14 protein-coding genes are annotated in these 16,046 nt (G+C 49.9%); 8 read left to right on the forward strand and 6 right to left on the reverse strand.

From position 1 onward, the window contains the following. Positions 1–98 precede the first annotated feature (98 nt). Together JMW05_RS07565 and JMW05_RS07570 are read left to right on the forward strand one after the other, a co-directional pair. A complete protein-coding gene (locus JMW05_RS07565; protein WP_201504704.1) occupies positions 99–1,139 on the forward strand; it encodes a 5'-nucleotidase in 1,041 nt (346 codons plus the stop codon). A gap of 69 nt (positions 1,140–1,208) precedes the next feature. Beyond that, the gene (locus JMW05_RS07570) at positions 1,209–1,811 is read left to right on the forward strand and encodes a rhomboid family intramembrane serine protease (protein WP_201504705.1); all 603 of its coding nucleotides are present in this window, start codon (positions 1,209–1,211) and stop codon (positions 1,809–1,811) included. On the opposite strand, the gene JMW05_RS07575 is transcribed toward JMW05_RS07570, so the two are convergent. The 3 genes from JMW05_RS07575 to JMW05_RS07585 form a co-directional block, all read right to left on the reverse strand. Continuing rightward, complete coding sequence (locus JMW05_RS07575; protein ID WP_201504706.1) at positions 1,808–2,359, reverse strand: hypothetical protein; 552 nt, start codon at positions 2,357–2,359, stop codon at positions 1,808–1,810. The genes JMW05_RS07570 and JMW05_RS07575 overlap by 4 nt on opposite strands. Positions 2,360–2,492: 133 nt before the next feature. Beyond that, a complete protein-coding gene (locus JMW05_RS07580) occupies positions 2,493–4,361 on the reverse strand; it encodes a sodium:solute symporter family protein (protein ID WP_201504707.1) in 1,869 nt (622 codons plus the stop codon). A 4-nt stretch (positions 4,362–4,365) separates the two neighbouring features. Beyond that, positions 4,366–4,626 (reverse strand): DUF4212 domain-containing protein, encoded by a 261-nt coding sequence (locus tag JMW05_RS07585; protein WP_201504708.1) that lies wholly within the window; start codon positions 4,624–4,626, stop codon positions 4,366–4,368. Positions 4,627–5,343: 717 nt separating this feature from the next. On the opposite strand from JMW05_RS07585, the gene JMW05_RS07590 reads away from it, so the two are divergent. Continuing rightward, positions 5,344–6,840, forward strand: coding sequence for an alanine/glycine:cation symporter family protein (locus tag JMW05_RS07590; protein ID WP_201504709.1), 1,497 nt, complete (start codon positions 5,344–5,346; stop codon positions 6,838–6,840). 87 nt (positions 6,841–6,927) lie between these two features. On the opposite strand, the gene JMW05_RS07595 is transcribed toward JMW05_RS07590, so the two are convergent. After that, positions 6,928–8,565, reverse strand: a complete 1,638-nt coding sequence (locus tag JMW05_RS07595) for an electron transfer flavoprotein-ubiquinone oxidoreductase (RefSeq protein WP_227691556.1) — start codon at positions 8,563–8,565, stop codon at positions 6,928–6,930. Positions 8,566–9,075: 510 nt separating this feature from the next. Between JMW05_RS07595 and JMW05_RS07600 the strand changes: the two genes are divergently transcribed. The 4 genes from JMW05_RS07600 (at position 9,076) to JMW05_RS07615 (ending at position 12,465) form a co-directional block, all read left to right on the forward strand. After that, complete coding sequence (locus JMW05_RS07600; protein ID WP_201504711.1) at positions 9,076–9,687, forward strand: DUF1285 domain-containing protein; 612 nt, start codon at positions 9,076–9,078, stop codon at positions 9,685–9,687. Positions 9,688–9,833: 146 nt separating this feature from the next. Next, a complete protein-coding gene (gene murI, locus JMW05_RS07605) occupies positions 9,834–10,721 on the forward strand; it encodes a glutamate racemase (RefSeq protein WP_201504712.1) in 888 nt (295 codons plus the stop codon). Positions 10,722–10,894: 173 nt separating this feature from the next. Then, complete coding sequence (locus JMW05_RS07610) at positions 10,895–11,908, forward strand: DUF4062 domain-containing protein (protein ID WP_201504713.1); 1,014 nt, start codon at positions 10,895–10,897, stop codon at positions 11,906–11,908. Between the two features lie 257 nt (positions 11,909–12,165). Further along, a complete protein-coding gene (locus JMW05_RS07615; protein WP_201504714.1) occupies positions 12,166–12,465 on the forward strand; it encodes a hypothetical protein in 300 nt (99 codons plus the stop codon). Between the two features lie 110 nt (positions 12,466–12,575). Here the strand turns inward: JMW05_RS07615 and JMW05_RS07620 are convergent, their stop codons facing one another. Continuing rightward, on the reverse strand, positions 12,576–14,081 hold the full coding sequence (locus JMW05_RS07620; protein ID WP_201504715.1) for a lytic murein transglycosylase: 1,506 nt from the start codon (positions 14,079–14,081) through the stop codon (positions 12,576–12,578). A 294-nt stretch (positions 14,082–14,375) separates the two neighbouring features. Then, positions 14,376–14,897 (reverse strand): peptide-methionine (S)-S-oxide reductase MsrA, encoded by a 522-nt coding sequence (gene msrA / locus JMW05_RS07625; RefSeq protein WP_201504716.1) that lies wholly within the window; start codon positions 14,895–14,897, stop codon positions 14,376–14,378. Positions 14,898–15,251: 354 nt separating this feature from the next. Here msrA and cmoA point away from each other — a divergent pair, with 354 nt between their 5' ends. Further along, on the forward strand, positions 15,252–16,040 hold the full coding sequence (gene cmoA, locus JMW05_RS07630; protein WP_201504717.1) for a carboxy-S-adenosyl-L-methionine synthase CmoA: 789 nt from the start codon (positions 15,252–15,254) through the stop codon (positions 16,038–16,040). Positions 16,041–16,046 lie beyond the last annotated feature (6 nt).

Genomic DNA, 16,046 nt, shown 5'->3' on the forward strand with positions numbered 1-16,046 from the left:
AGTTTTTAGTAGCGTTAACCATCAGATACGATGCGCTACTGGTGATAAGGGATAAAAACGGTTTATGATGTTTTTATTTTGATTTGAGTGTTTGACTTATGGCTGTTGATTTTTCTAATACCTTGATTGTGGCCATATCGGCGACGGCGTTGTTTGATTTGTCGGCGTCCGAAAACTACTTGGCGCAATTACTACAAGAGACGCCAGAGACCGCGATCAAGACGTTCCGCGAGTATATGGCAGCACGCGAAGATGAGCCGTTACAGACGGGGGCGGGCTATCCTTTGATTAAGGCGCTGTTGCACCTGAACAGTTACGCGCAAACCGATTACGAAACCGAAGCGCCACTGGTTGAGGTGGTGATTGTCTCAAAGAGCAGCCCAGATACGGGCATTCAGGTGTTAAATGCCATACGTGAGCATGGTTTAAATATCTCTCGTTCCGCGTTTATTTCAGGCAGTTCGGTGGCGCCTTATATCGCTGATTTTAACGTCGATTTATTTTTAACGACCAATCGTGAAGACGCGCAGCAAGTGACCGATGCCGATATTTGCGCTTGTGCTATTTTGGACGCCACACCAGTGAATACCTATCAATTAGACACGCATCAGCTGCGTATAGCCTTTGACGGTGACGCGGTGTTGTTTGATAATTCAGGCGAGCTATTGTACAAACAGCAGGGTCTGCGTGCGTTTCATGAGCGCGAAGATAAGATGCGTGATTTACCCATTGAAAAAGGACCGTATGCTGAGCTGCTGATTAAGCTGTCACATTTGCAGCAAAATTTGCCAGCGCGTATGCAGCACAGTCCGATTAGTATTGCGCTCGTTACTGCGCGTAATGCGCCTGCTGATTTGCGTGCGATTAAGACGCTGCGCGAGTGGGGCGTGAATGTCGACATGGCGTTTTTTTTGGGGGGGCTGGATAAAACCTCGGTACTCAAAACATTCGCCCCGCATATTTTCTTTGATGACTCTATCAAGCATATCGATGCGGCGCGTGATTTTGTGCCCTCGGCTTTGGTACCCTATCATTCAACCTCGCAATTAAACCAGCAAGACTATACGCCCATCGCTGAGGCGTCGCCGTTATTAGCATTTTTGCCCACAGATACGGTAGATGACGCGCCGCAAGTCTAAATCGGCTAAATAAAATCGCCAAAGACAGCCGTCAGACAATTAAAAAGTCGTCTTAAGATAGGAGTATGCATGCAGCTACACCCTTTTTTCACCTTGGTACTGAGCCGATTACAGCAAGTGATTGGGCTGTATGCGTTTGTGCTTGTGCCGATGTGGGCGATGTTTGTGATTAATAAGGTGCTGCTGTTTGGGTTCTGGCATGCATTTGGTATCGCCCCGCGCGTGCTGGATGTGCGTAGCATTGTGGGTATTTTTGCGTCGTGGACGATGCATGGCAACTTTGCGCATTTATTGGGCAATACGCTGGTCTTGTTGCAGATTTTGTTTTTATTTGGCTTGTTTGAAAACAATGCTTACCGCACGGTGGTCAAGCTGATGGTCGCCTCTGGGGTGATGACGTGGCTGATTGGCTCGCCCATGTCAATTCATATTGGCGCGTCGGGTCTGTGTTTTGCGATGCTGGGGTTTATGATTGGTGGCGCGTTGTTTGCCAAGCGCTGGGGCTATTTATTGGCGTGTGTCATTATGGGAGCAGGCTACTGGCTGACGATTAAGCAAGGGCTTATGCCGCAGCCAGGCGTATCGTTTGCCGCGCACTTTGGTGGGCTGTGCGCGGGGGTGATTTTGGGCGCAAACTCCAAGCACGAGTACCGCCCCATGCGCCGATATTAAGCGGCATCGCTTGTGCTCGTAGTGCAGACGTTCAGATACAGAGGGTCATCGGTAGTCAGCTGATACCAGCGCGTGGCTTGGTTGTTGCGTGCATCAGCGTTGCTGTCGGGGGTGACGGCTGCCAAATAGTCAGCACGCGCAGGCGTACGGCAATCAATCACTTGAGGAATCTGCTGAATACTCATGCGCCGCTCAAACAGATACAGATTGACCAAATGCAGCTGAGGGGTGGTCTTAGAGGCGCTGCGACGACTGTCGACGGCCATAAAGCGCACCGTTTGCGGCTTAATATATGACCAAGGACGGAACCACGTGCTGTCCTCAACGGTCTTAATGACCTTGACACCTTTTGGCAACTGGGCGGCTTGTTGGTCGTACCAGCTGTATTCTTGATGGATTTGAAAAGAAAAAATACCAATCGCAGCAAACAGCGGAATCAGCCATTTGGGCGTGCGTTTGCCTGCAAGTTTGCTAAGATGGGTAATAATCAGTGCCAAGCCCGCCAAGCCAAAACCTGCGGTCATGGTGGCAATAAATTCATAAATCATAACGATCATCCCTTATATCGTCGGTTGTGACAACCGCATCGTCCTTGATGATAACAACAAGAGAAAATAAAAAATCACTCACAAGCGACTGTGACTTGTGAGTGATACAAACGATCAGTCGCTGTCTTATTTCTTAGTGGTCAACCGCGCCGCCTGCACCGCGTGGGTAGCGTACGCTCTCAACCAATTCTTGTACTTCAATCGGTGGGGCTTTGGTGCTGTAAGACACCGCAAACGCTACGATAAAGTTCAATAGCGCACCAATAGCACCGAATGATAATGGCGAGATACCAAGCATCCAATACGCTTCAGTGTCAGGCAAGTTCGCGGTGCCTGCGATGAAGAACCAGCCTTTGTACATAAAGATGTACACCAGCGTGGTAATCAAACCAGTCAACATACCCGCAATCGCACCGACGTTATTGATACGTTTGGAGAAAATACCCATCATCAGCGCTGGGAACAAAGATGCACCAGCAATACCAAAGGCCAATGCCACCACCTGCGCGGCAAACCCTGGTGGATTCATCCCCAACCACGTTGCAATCACAATCGCCACACCCATAGAAATACGTGCTGCCATCAGCTCGCCTTTATCCGTGATGTTTGGGTTAAAATGACCTTTAATCAAATCATGACTGATGGCGGACGAAATGGCAAGCAGTAGACCTGCTGCAGTAGACAATGCTGCTGCCAAACCACCTGCCGCAATCAAACCAACAACCCATGGTGGTAGCTGTGCAATCTCAGGGTTGGCGAGTACGAGGATATCGTTGTTTACATCCAGCTCGTTGCCTGCCCAGCCTGCATCAGCAAAGCGGCCGTCATTTTCTAAGTCATGCGCCGCTCTTGCGGTCTCAACCGCTGTCGTTGCTGCGCCAACATCACCGCCTTCGGTCTGTGCATTGGTCAATGCCAGCTCAGCTGCGCCCAAACCGCTGTCATTATACAGCTGAATTCGGCCATCGCCATTTAAATCGTTATATTTAATCAGACCTGTCTGTTCCCACGTCTGCATCCAGTCAGGACGCTGCTCATAATTGATGGCAGGCTCAGAGGTGCCTTGTGGGTAGATGGTGTCAATCAGATTCAATCGAGCCATTGCACCGACCGCAGGTGCGGTAAAGTAGAGTAGGGCAATAAAGACCAGCGCCCAGCCTGCTGACCAGCGTGCGTCTGCAACTTTGGGTACGGTGAAAAAGCGAATGATGACGTGCGGTAGACCTGCAGTACCGACCATCAAGGACAAGGTAAAGAGCACCATGTTCAGCTTATTAGGTACATCTGCGGTATAAGACGCAAAGCCCAAGTCAGTCACCACTTGGTCAAGCTTGGTCAGTAGCGGTAAGCCTGATTCTGTATGGGTTGAGAACAAGCCCAAACCTGGAATCGGGTTGCCTGTCAGCTCAAGTGAAATAAACACTGCAGGAATGGTATAAGCGACAATCAACACCACATACTGAGCGACCTGCGTATAGGTAATGCCTTTCATACCGCCAAGAACGGCGTAAAAGAACACCACAAACGCAGCAATAATCAAGCCTGTGTTGCTCTCCACTTCCAAAAAGCGTGAGAACGCCACACCTGCACCAGTCATCTGACCGATAACATACGTGGTCGAGGCAATAATCAAACAAGCCACTGCCACCATCGCAGCGGTTTTAGAATAAAAGCGGTCACCGATAAAATCAGGCACAGTGAACTTGCCAAATTTACGCAGGTAAGGGGCAAGCAACATGGCGAGTAGCACATAGCCACCTGTCCAGCCCATCAGATACGATGACGCGCCATAGCCGCCTGCAGCGAGTAGACCCGCCATAGAGATGAATGACGCCGCACTCATCCAGTCCGCACCTGTGGCCATACCGTTTAGTACAGGGTGCACCCCGCCGCCTGCGACATAAAAATCACTGGTTGAGCCAGCACGCGCCCAAATAGCAATACCAAAATACAAGGCAAAAGACAGCCCTACAAAAATCAGGTTAATGACAAATTGACTCATGGGTCTACTCCTCGTCTAGGCCGTATTGCTTATCAAGTTTATTCATCCGCCACGCATAAAAGAACGTGAGCACAATAAACGAAGCAATAGAGCCTTGTTGGGCAAACCAGAAGCCAAGATCTGTACCACCAACGGCGATACCTGAGAGCAACGGGCGTAGAAGAATCGCGCAGCCGTATGAGCAGAGCGCCCAGAAGACCAAGCAGATGAGGATAAGTCGGACATTGGCACGCCAATAGCCTGAGGGATCATTTTCATTTTGCATACGACAACTCCTTTTGTCTTACAAAAAAGCAGAATAATCGAGAAAATACATGGCTGTAGTACAGGCTTCAACCATCATTCACGCAGCATTAATCACATTCCATGTATTTTAATGTAACGCTTGATACTCAAATAAAGTACAAACTTATTTTAAGTTATTCCTTTTATACGCTATCTGATTTGTCGCCACAACTTTTATATTGGATTGGTGAGTCATCTTTTTTAGCGTGATTTTTAATGGGGATTGTGGGTAGGATTGTCGCTTTGTTCGTGCTATAACGCGCACAAAGCTAAGTCATTGTTATTGTTTGTCTATTGGTAAATTTATAGGCAAAATTTTATGATTTATATCTGTAATCAAGAATATGTGTTGTTTTTAGATAAGTTAACGTACAAAAGTAATCAATGAGTTTTTATTCTATGACATGCAATGGTGAAGTCTGTGGTAAAAAATCCGCTTCATGTATGTGTTTTGTTAAAAAAAACGCGTAATTAATGAAAACTTGAAGAGCGAAATCAAGCGTGTTCGGTTAGAATACCGCCACAGCAGCGCTAGAGAAAAAGCGCAAGATAGGTTGATACGCATATGAGTGTCATGCACCCTTTTATGCCTATCGACCCTGAAAAGTATGTACCTATCAGCTCAGAGGATTGACCGCCTCGGGGCTAGGCGAAGTGCGTGCTGCTGTTACACTCAACAGTAAATGAAGGGAAAAATATGGGTCAAGAAATAGTAAGATGGTTTAATGAGTTGGTCGGCTTCGGGGTCGGTATCATCTGGGGTAACGACAATTGGTTCATCGCCAGCAATCCTTGGTATGGGCTGCTGATGTTCATTTTGATTGGTACGGGCTTGTACTTTACGGTGGCGACGCGTTTTATTCAGTTTCGTCATTTTGGGCACATGTGGAAACTGCTGCGCGTGTCCAACCAAGGGCGTAAAGATGGTGGTATCAGCTCATTTGAAGCCTTGATGACCTCACTGGCAGCACGTGTTGGTACGGGTAACCTTGCGGGTGTGGCGATTGCCATTTATTTGGGTGGTCCAGGTGCGGTGTTTTGGATGTGGATTACCGCGATTGTTGGCATGTCCACGAGCTTTATTGAATCGACGCTTGCACAGGCGTACAAGGTGCCGCATACGGACAATGTTTATCGCGGTGGCCCTGCCTACTATATCGAAAAAGGTTTGGGCAGCCGTGCGCTTGCGATTTTCTTTTCGGTGTGTCTGCTGATTGCTTTTGGTTTGGCATTCAATGGCGTACAGTCAAACACCATCGCCCAAGCCACGCACGAAGCCTTTGGCGTACCGACATGGGCAACGGGTCTGTTATTGGTCGTCTTAGTCGCGCCTGTCGTCTTCGGTGGTTTGCGCTCGGTGGCGCGTATTGCAGGTAAAATTGTACCGGTCATGGCGATTTTGTATGTGTTGCTCGCCCTGTTTATCATCGTGACTAACTTTAGCCAGTTCCCAGCCGCAGTTGCTCATATTGTGAAGTCGGCCTTTGGTTTTGAACAAGCGGCGGGCGGTGTATTGGGTTATGGCATTGCGCAGGCGATGATTAATGGTATCAAGCGTGGTCTGTTCTCAAACGAAGCAGGTATGGGCTCTGCGCCGAATGCGGCAGCAACTGCAAAAAGCCATCCTGACCACCCTGCAGTACAGGGCTTTATGCAGATGCTCGGCGTGTTTATCGATACCTTGGTCATCTGTACAGCGACTGCGTCCATCATCATCTTGTCAGGCGTCGTAGATCCCAGCTCTGAGCAGACAGGCATTCAGCTCACGCAGCTCGCCTTGTCGCAGTATGTGGGCAATCTGGGTATCATTTTCGTGGCGATTGCGATTTTCTTCTTTTCGTTCACCTCTATCATTGCCAACTACAGCTATGGTGAGTCGAACCTTGAGTTCATCTCAGGTAAGAAGAATGCCAAAGGCATGATTATGATTTTCCGTTTCTTGGTGCTCGGTATGGTTTTTGTCGGCTCGGTCGCCAGCCTGCCTGCGATTTGGAACTTTGCGGATTTGTCGATGGGCTTGATGGCGCTGGTCAACTTGGGCGCTATTATTTTCCTATCGCCTGTGGCGCTGCGCGTGCTGCGTGACTACGAGCGTCAGCTAAAAGAAGGCAAGTCGGCGGACAAAATCAAATTTGACCCTGACCAGTTTGTGAAGCTCAAAGACGAAGCCAACCGCGATGCGTGGACGGACTGATTGTTTGATGGCTTTAGAAGGTGTTTATAAAAAACCGCGCTATTGATAGCGCGGTTTTTTTGTGACGATAATAATGGCTGTCTTGTCTTACATGTTGGGGTAGTTGGGACCGCCGCCGCCTTCTGGTGTCACCCATGTGATGTTCTGTGATGGGTCTTTGATGTCACAGGTTTTGCAGTGGACGCAGTTTTGTGCGTTGATAACAAAGCGCGCGCCTTCGGCATCGGTGACTACTTCATAAACCCCTGCTGGGCAGTACAAGCGCGCAGGCTCGGCATACAGCGGTAGGTTGATGGAGATGGGCACGGTCTTGTCAGTTAGCTTAAGGTGCACGGGCTGGTCTTCAGCGTGGTTGGTGTTAGAGATGAACACCGATGACAGCTTATCAAAGGTCAGCTTGCCATCCGCTTTTGGGTAGTTGGGCTGATAGGCATGTGCCGCGCGCTCCAGCTGATCATAGTCACGCAAGGTGTCATGAATGGTCAACGGCATTTTGCCGCCCAACAGGTTGTGCTCGACGAAGTTAAACGCGCCGCCCATCCATTTACCCATACGGTACATGGCAGGGGCAAAGTTACGTGCTTCGTAGTTGTCTTGATACAGCCATGATTTGCGGTACATGGTGGCGTAGTTGATGACGTCATCGTGCGCGCGCCCTTCTTGCAGTGCTTCAAACACCGCTTCGGCAGCGAGCATGCCTGACTTGATAGAGGTGTGCGTGCCTTTGATTTTGGCAGGGTTTAAGAAGCCTGCATTGTCACCGACCAACACGCCACCTGGGAACGACAGCTTGGGTAAGGAATTCAGACCGCCTTTAACCAATGCGCGCGCGCCGTACGAGATGCGCTTGCCGCCTTCTAATACTTTACGAATGATAGGATGCAGCTTGAGACGTTGCAGCTCGTCAAAGGGCGACATATAAGGGTTTGAGTACGACAGGTCAATAACGATACCAAAGCTGACTTGGTTGTTTTCATCAAAATACAACCACCAGCCACCTGAGGTGCCTGTGTCGCTGAGCGGCCAGCCTGAGCCGTGCATGACCACGCCTTGCTCGTGCTGAGCCTCAGGTACTTCCCACAGCTCTTTAAGACCAATGGCATAATGCTGCGGGTCGCGACCTTTATCCAGACTAAAGCGGCTGATCAAGCGCTTGCCCAAGTGACCACGGCAGCCTTCGGCAAACACGGTATATTTTGCCAAAAGCTCGTAGCCTGGCTCAAAGCTGGACTTTTCACTGCCGTCTGCCGCCACACCCATATCGCCTGTCAGTACGCCTTTGACCGAGCCGTCATCGTTGTACAAAATGTCTGAGGCAGGAAAGCCTGGGAACATCATGACTTCCAGCTCTTCAGCTTGTTGCGCAAGCCAGCGCACCACATTGCCGAGCGAGACGATGTAGTTGCCATCGTTGTGCAAGGTGCTTGGTACGATAGCGTCAGGGAGCTGCACCGCTTTGGTCTCTGATTTGAGCATATACACACGGTCTTCGGTGACAGGCACATTAATTGGCGCGCCTTTTTCTTTCCAGTCAGGAATCAACTCGTCCAAAGCGCGGGTTTCAATCACGGCTCCTGATAGAGTATGTGCGCCAAATTCAGAGCCTTTTTCGACCACACAGACCATAAACTCGTCATTGCCCGCCTCGATGGCCAACTGGCGCAGGCGGATGGCGGCAGATAAACCAGCGGGACCACCGCCGACAATCACCACATCAAACTCCATGGATTCCCGTTCGATTTCAGGCTCAGCAGCGACTGGCTGGGTGTCGATGGGGGCGTCTGTGTGAGCGGTGTCTGACCCCGTGGCGTACGTTGGCTTGTCTTGCTCTTGCATAGCTACTCCTAAACGTTTAGTGGCTTCTGTGCGGCGACCATGTGCATGGTGATAACATCCGTTGTCTACATGACGGATACCTTTTGTAGCGTGGGTAGCCTCTTCCCGTATCAGATGACGTACCACCCGCTGGCAGGTAGGTTTTTATCTTAACGGCTTTTATACAGCAGACGTACCACAATCGGTGACTCAAAAGACAGTATCCACATGGTCATAGATAGGTTGTGCTTACCTATTATAAAAGAAACCCTTTACAAACACGATACGCATTGCGCGGTAATGGTGCTAAGGTAAGGGTTAAGGACATAACAGGCAGACAGTCAATGCCTCATCATACCCCAAACTAAAATCAATAGTCACTTTAGATACATTCTCACCATAATCGTAAGGAAACAGGTCATGAGTCATGCCGACAATGCCGCAAATGCTGCCCCTGATTTGGACACCCTAAGCCGCTATCTAAAAACCAGTGAAACAGCAACGAGCCGCCGCATACCGCCCCTTGAAAAATGGCATCCTACTGAGGTGGCGACGATGGACATGCACATCAAAGCCAACGGCGAGTGGTGGCATGAGGGACGCAAAATCGAGCGTCCCGCACTGGTCAGCTTGTTTGCCAGTATCTTGGGTAAAGAAGTCGATGATGAGGGCGCGGACAGATACTATCTAAAAACCCCAGTACAAAAGCTGTATATCCGTGTTGATGATGCGCCGCTATACATCCAAGATGTCGGTGTCGTGATGGAGGATGGCGTACAGTGGCTGGAGTTTACGAGCAGTACCGAAGATGTGTTTCGACTCAATGACGCGCACCTCATTACCCTGCGCGCGCGGGACAACGATGCGGTGCAGCCGTATATCCTTGTGCGCCATAACCTCGAAGCCCTCATCGCACGCTCAGTGTTTTATCATCTGATTGAGCTTGGCGACTTGGTCGAGAAGGCAGGGCAAACGGTGCTACTGCTTGATAGTGGCGGCGTGCGTTATGAGATTGGCATGCCTGCGGACTAATCTGGCGGCGGGCTTTATATCATGCGTGAAAGGACGCTGATGACAAAGCACTTATACGTATAAAAAATGCTAAAATACGCCTTTTTTGCGGCAGTATGTACTTGTTTGCATGCACGTTTTGTAGTATTGATGGATAATCGCGATTGATGACAGCACCGACCCTTAGCCCCTTAGTTGACACGCCCGCGGTGACGCAAGCCCCAGCGCCGCATGCGCCCATTGGATTGTTTGATTCAGGGGTGGGCGGACTGTCGGTGTATCAGCATTTGGCAAAAGCGCTGCCTGCAGAGCGCTATATCTATTACGCCGACACGCTGCATGTGCCTTATGGCAGCCGCGATGGTAAAGACATCGAAAACCTAACACTGCGCGCGGTCGACTGGCTGTATCGGCGCGGCTGCAAACTGGTGGTAATGGCGTGCAACAGCGCGTCGGCGCATGCACTTGATACGGCGCGCGCGCTCTACCCACAGCTGCCTATCGTGGGCTTGGTACCTGCGCTCAAACCTGCGGTGCGCGCCAGTCGTACCAAACGCGTGGCGGTACTGGCGACCAAGGCCACCTTGAATGGCGCGCTATTGGCGCAAGTGATTGATACCGTTGCCACGCCTGCAGGGGTAACGGTGGTTAAGTATTTTGACCCGCTGCTTGTGCCGTGGGTCGAGGCGGGTATGCCTGAAGAGGATCCGACGGCGACGCGGTTGCGTGAGCAGCTCAAGACCTTTGACAGTTTGGGTATCGACAGCTTAATACTCGGCTGCACGCATTATCCTTTTTTTAAAAATTTTTTGTACCATGAGATTGATAAAGCAGGTCTGACGATGCAAGTGCTGGATTCTGGGCAAGCGATTGCCGCCCGCGTACAGCACTTATTGGCAGAGCGGGGTCTGCTTGCGCCCAATCAAGACGTGCCTTTGTCAGGGCATGTCTTAGCCTTTTATGCCAGCAGATACGATGACGGATTGCTGCAAGTGGTTGAGCGCCTGCTGGAATCTTCAGTGCCGATTGCGGTGCTTGGCGCACACGCAGAATGATGCCTGATGCTGATATGGATGTGTTGTCTGTCAATAACCATGTTTATAGCAAGGTTTTAATATAAAATAGACATAAAAGCATAACAATCGGCAGATATTATGCTAGGCTATCGCCCTTAGAATAAGATATTTGTGCGCTATTTGAGAGATTTTACTGGATTATAGAGGTCATCGTGTCCCAACGTCGCTATCATATTCACGTTATATGTGCTGCTAACGATCAGTTGCATCTGTTAGAAGAAGTGGCGATATTCTTTCAATCGCGGGCATTTTTGACCTATGATATCTCCAGTCAGATTCCAACAGCGACCCTCTACAGCCGCCAGTGCATCGATGCCTGCGACTATACCATGGTCATCGTGGGCGACAGCTACGGCACCACGCACAAAATTGGCGTCAGCCAAATGCACCTCAGTTATCTGAGCGCCAAGGCAAAAATGAAGCCGATGATGGTGCTGATAAAAACCCAAAGCGATGAGCTGGACATCAGTCGTCAGCTACAGGACTTTATGCGTCTGGTCGAGCAGCAGGCACACCGCGTGTACTACTACGATGCCGAAACAGACATGATGCAGCTGCTCAGCTATGCCTTTGACAATATGGTCGAAAAACACGCTGCCGTCGGCTGGGTACAAGGCAGCGACGTGCCATCGACATCTGCGCCTAGCCATGCATCGCTTGCCCCGCATCTAAACACCACTTATAAAAACAACCGTCAAAGCTATATCATCACCAAAGACCAAGACAGCATAAGGACGCAAGAGCACAGCAGCTCCGTGGACAACGTGACAGAAATCTTGGGGCTTGAAGACACCTTTCGTATGGAATACACCGCGCAAGCATACGAAGGCGGCAACTTGACCGACATGCGTATGAACATCACGTTTACATGGCGCGACATTCTAGGCGCGCTCATCCATATCCCTTCCGCCTTCTCCAAATATGGTCTGCAAAATGCTATTAACAATCTGATTGCGCCTAAAGCAGATCGCGACATCAAGCAAATGATGCCCAGAGTACACGCCGTCTCCCGTTGCCAAATCGTCCCTGATGACCTGACACGCCTACAGCGCTATCTGATTACAGCCAACTGGATTGAGCTGATGGCGCCCTCCAACAGCCGCATCTCAAAAGAGCTGTGGAAAGTCACCTTTTATGCCAGAAAGCAGTACGAAGAGGGGCGGTAACGCGCGCTTATCCTAAATGGCTAGCACAGCACCCCATAGCGCACCAAGGTTAAGCGGCGCTGGGCTACGTTTTGTAATACAAACTATACGCGCCCTGCCTTGCGGCATGTGTCAAAACATCGAATAATAAACCCACGCATTCAAAACACCTATAACAACGATAATGAATACCCATGGCGTTGATTGTGCGTGATGTGCAGTTATAAACACCGCGCATCACAAGCCCTAAAACGCAGTGCAAGATTAAGGAGAGAATAATGAGCAACCCAAAACACGATGCCCTAAACAAAGAGATTGATGAGTTGTCAAAAACCATGCACGATGCTGACCAGTTCCATACCCTAGAAGAACAAGTGGCGGACATGAAGCGCCGCGGCATCGACCCAAGCAAAGCCTATCGCGATTGGGACGAAGAGCAAGCCAAAGAAGACTGGGGCAACGACACGTGGAAAGAAAACGGCAAGTGGGAGCCAAAAACTGCTGAAGACTTAGATGAGAAAGCGCGTGAAAACTGGACAGGTGATACAGGTAAGCCGAACCCACCACCCTTTGTATAATGTCGCATCGGTATTTTTTGCATAAAAGTAGCCATGAGCATCAAATAATAAAAAAGGTCATACATCACGTATGACCTTTTTTTGTGCGTTATAAAAGCGAGGCAGACGGCTTATTGCTCACCATCATCAATACGTACCAAACGAATCACCCCATCGGCATCCATCGTGCGGCGATAGCGTGGTTGGCTGGTTTGTTGATTGCTATAGCTGTTTTGGCTGTATGAGCTTTGACTGTTATTGTTCTGACTGTAGCTATTTTGGCTATAGCTTGGCGTTACGGTCGTTTGCGTGCTTTGCTGCTCAATCAGCTGTCCCATGCTGTCGTTAGCGCTGCGGGCAGGCGGGGTGTAGCCACTGTTATAGGTGTTAGGGCTGGGCGCATCACCCACGATGAGGCGATAAAACTTTTGCCCTGCGCGGCCATCGGCAGGGAATACGCCGCGGCTGGTCTGATACTGCTGGATGGCGGTACGCGTGTTGTCACCGATGATGCCATCGACGCCGCCGATATCGTAGCCTGCATCAAGTAGTGCCTGCTGAATGTCTTTAGCTTGCTGACGGCTGATACCAGGGTCATCGGTCGGCCATGCGGTGATAAAGTCGGTCTTGCTGCTGTCTTCTTTTTCAACCAAGCTCGATAGATGTGCAATCGCCAACGCATAGCTCTCTGAGGCGTTATACGAATAAAAAGTATCGAAGTTTTTACCGACCAAAAAAGCGGGACCTTCTTTCCCTGCGGGCAACAATAACCCTGCACTGCTCAAGTCATACGGGAGCGGGCGACCGTTCGCGAGCGTTAAGCCCTGCTGACGCCAGTAATCCATGGACTTTTTGTCTTTACGGTTTGAGGTTGCCCAGTAGCCGTCTGGCAAGCGCACTTCATAGCCCCATGGCTCACCTGTGCGATAGCCGCGCTTTGATAAAAAATTGGCAGTCGAGGCGAGCGCGTCAGGCACACTGTTTACCAAGTCGCGGCGACCATCGCCATCAAAATCAACCGCCAACTCTAAAAAGGTACTCGGCATAAACTGCGTTTGCCCAAATGCACCCGCCCATGAGCCCGTCATATCGCTTGGGCTGATATCACCGTTTTGCACGATTTTTAATGCATTGGCGTACTCACCGCGAAAGTAACTTTGACGGCGGTCAAAACAAGATAAGGTCGCGAGCGATTCGAACAGCGGTTTTTTACCGAGTGTCTGTCCAAAGTTCGACTCCACGCCCCACACGCCGAGCACGTGCTCACTTTTTACGCCATAGCGCGACTCGATACGGCGCAAGGTGTCTGCCCATTGGTGCTTGGCGCGGATACCGTCTTCGACGCGCTCTTTATCCACGAGTGAGGACAGATAGTCCCAAATGTCTTTACGAAACTCGGGCTGATAGTTGAGCGATTGAATCACGCTGGGGTCAGGCGCGCTTGGGCGATAGCGCTCAAAGGTGCTGTTCGATACGCCATTAAATTGACTGCTGTTTTTAAGTCCGTTTAAACACTGCTGAAACTCACTATTGGACAAGTCAGGCGCAGGTGGGCTTGCGGCATACGCGCTGCTCATGGTCAATAAGCCAATCGCCGTACCCAGCGCAGAGAAAGAAAATGAAGAAGATGAACGCATAACCATATCCTATAATCGCTCAATAAAAAGCATCACTGCTATAAAAAACACAAGTAACAAAAGAGTAGCGAAAACCAACAAACATTTAAAGCATTAGCGGTACGCCGTTACCATATTAAAACGTGGTGCGAGATAGCAGACAGATAGCATTGTGGTTGTTTGGATATGGTCGGGCAGGATATATCTTGGTTGGGCTTGCCGCAGCAGTCATAAAAAAACCCTGCGCGATGCTAAAATGCACCGCCGCAGGGCAAGGTGAGGGGTGGTACAAACATTTTATTTATAAATAACTGCTTAACTGGTCATGTATTTATTAAACTCTTTACGCAGTTTGGCAAGCTTTGGCGGAATGGCAAAGTTGCAATAGGCTTGACCTGGGTTTTTGTTAAAAAAGTCTTGATGATAGTCTTCTGCAGGATAAAAGGTCTCAGCAGGATGAACTTCGGTCACCACATTAACGCCCATATCGCGTAGCTTATTGATGGTGCGGTCAACCGTTGGTTTTTGATCTTCTTCAGTATAAAAGACCACGCTGCGGTACTGACTGCCGACATCGTTGCCTTGACGGTCTTTGGTCGTGGGGTCATGGGTCGCAAAAAACGCATCGAGTATCACCTCTAGCGGAATCACGTCGGCATCAAAATCAATTTTGATAACTTCGATGTGACCGGTATCGCCACCGCATACCGCTTGGTAATTGGCTGTGGCTGCATCGCCGCCCATGTAGCCTGAGGTGACGCTATCCACGCCTTTTAATGATAAAAATACCGATTCGGTGCACCAAAAGCAGCCGCCGCCGAGAATAATGGTTTGCATAATGTGTCCTAGTTTTTGTGTGTGGGTGTCGTTTTAACTGTCTTATTGGTCATGCTGTTTACTGTGTCAGACTTATTATATTGGGACAGTGCGGCTGTAAATCAAAGTGGACAACCGCGATACGACAGTGATATTTAGCTTATCAGGGCAGTGCAGGGGGCTAAGTAACAAACGGTAATGTTATACTAGGCTTTTGCTACCTGCCACGCTGACAATTTGCGCTTATTTGTAAAAAGGGGCGTCAAGGTCACTGATAGGTGGGCATACTTTTTTAAAGGTCATGGTGACTGTCACCATCAGTATGTACCCATGCTGCGCGCCTGTCCGATATTGTCCGATGATACGAGCTTTTTTATGAATCCATTAGCGCCTGAGCAAGCTGTCCCGCAGACCGAGCACGATACTTTATTTACCACGCCACTTGATAAGGCGGCGCGCTTTTCGTTCGATGAGCAGGTGGTGGCGTGTTTTCCTGATATGATTCGCCGCAGCGTGCCAGGCTATGGGCAGGTGCTGGCGATGTTGCCGATTTTTGCCAAGCGCCATTGCGGCTATCAGCAGCAGACAGCGGACGGTCGCCGCGTCAGCCGAGTGTATGATTTGGGCTGCTCGCTTGGGGCAGCAAGTATGGCGCTGGCGGGCGAGTTTGCGGCCACCGATTTGCAAATCAAAGCGGTCGATGTGTCGCCTGCGATGACTGAGGAAGCCAAGACGCTGCTTGAGACGCATTACCCTGAGCATGATATTGAGGTAATGACGGCGGACATTCGCACGCTGCAACTTGAGCCTTGCGATATGGTGATTTTAAATTTAACCTTGCAGTTTTTGCCTGCCGATGACCGCCGCGCCTTATTGGATAAAATTCATGCCGCGCTTGGCGAGGGCGGTATTTTGGTATTGACTGAAAAGACACACGATTTTGATGAGCAGCAGGACGCGTGGTTGGTCGAGCGCTATTACGACTTTAAACGCGCCAATGGCTATAGTGAGCTTGAGATTAGCGGTAAGCGCAATGCGCTTGAAAATGTGCTGATGACCGACACGTTAGAGGCGCATCATGAGCGCTTGGCGGCGGTGGGCTTTGCCCGTCATACCACGTGGTTTCGTTTTTTAAACTTTGTGTCCATTGTGGCGTTTAAGTGAGTTGAT

It is taken from the genome of Psychrobacter aestuarii (assembly GCF_904846035.1).
Taxonomy (GTDB): domain Bacteria; phylum Pseudomonadota; class Gammaproteobacteria; order Pseudomonadales; family Moraxellaceae; genus Psychrobacter; species Psychrobacter aestuarii.

Coding starts and splice junctions, on each gene's coding strand:
- JMW05_RS07600 (WP_201504711.1), top strand. CDS start 9,076: ATGAGTCATGCCGACAATGCCGCAAATGCTGCCCCTGATTTGGACACC.
- msrA (WP_201504716.1), bottom strand. CDS start 14,897: ATGCAAACCATTATTCTCGGCGGCGGCTGCTTTTGGTGCACCGAATCG.
- JMW05_RS07595 (WP_227691556.1), bottom strand. CDS start 8,565: ATGGAGTTTGATGTGGTGATTGTCGGCGGTGGTCCCGCTGGTTTATCT.
- cmoA (WP_201504717.1), top strand. CDS start 15,252: ATGAATCCATTAGCGCCTGAGCAAGCTGTCCCGCAGACCGAGCACGAT.
- JMW05_RS07580 (WP_201504707.1), bottom strand. CDS start 4,361: ATGAGTCAATTTGTCATTAACCTGATTTTTGTAGGGCTGTCTTTTGCC.
- JMW05_RS07575 (WP_201504706.1), bottom strand. CDS start 2,359: ATGATTTATGAATTTATTGCCACCATGACCGCAGGTTTTGGCTTGGCG.
- JMW05_RS07620 (WP_201504715.1), bottom strand. CDS start 14,081: ATGCGTTCATCTTCTTCATTTTCTTTCTCTGCGCTGGGTACGGCGATT.
- murI (WP_201504712.1), top strand. CDS start 9,834: ATGACAGCACCGACCCTTAGCCCCTTAGTTGACACGCCCGCGGTGACG.
- JMW05_RS07570 (WP_201504705.1), top strand. CDS start 1,209: ATGCAGCTACACCCTTTTTTCACCTTGGTACTGAGCCGATTACAGCAA.
- JMW05_RS07590 (WP_201504709.1), top strand. CDS start 5,344: ATGGGTCAAGAAATAGTAAGATGGTTTAATGAGTTGGTCGGCTTCGGG.
- JMW05_RS07585 (WP_201504708.1), bottom strand. CDS start 4,626: ATGCAAAATGAAAATGATCCCTCAGGCTATTGGCGTGCCAATGTCCGA.
- JMW05_RS07615 (WP_201504714.1), top strand. CDS start 12,166: ATGAGCAACCCAAAACACGATGCCCTAAACAAAGAGATTGATGAGTTG.
- JMW05_RS07565 (WP_201504704.1), top strand. CDS start 99: ATGGCTGTTGATTTTTCTAATACCTTGATTGTGGCCATATCGGCGACG.